The following is a 202-nucleotide window of genomic DNA, read 5'->3' as shown; positions in this document are numbered from 1 at the left end:
AAACTGACTGAATTAAAAAAAGTAGTGATGGCACCAAGCTACTTTAGTGGTGAAATGACTTTATTTATGGCAAATGATTTATACCCTGAACGTTTATTAGGGGATGAGCCAGAGCCATTAGAAGTGATTAAATGGCCTCTAAATAAAGTTGATGAATTATTAGCAAGAGAAGATTTTCAAGAGTCCCGCAGTATTAGCGCAT

At 35.6% G+C, this 202-nt stretch carries 1 pseudogene; it reads left to right on the top strand.

From position 1 onward, the window contains the following. Positions 1-202, top strand: a pseudogene (locus GQR38_RS20155) (ADP compounds hydrolase NudE); the annotation flags it as partial.

The sequence above is a fragment of the Pseudoalteromonas sp. c7(2019) genome, assembly GCF_011378625.1.
Classification (GTDB): Bacteria; Pseudomonadota; Gammaproteobacteria; order Enterobacterales; family Alteromonadaceae; genus Pseudoalteromonas; species Pseudoalteromonas arctica.
This window is presented reverse-complemented; position numbering and strand designations above follow the sequence as displayed.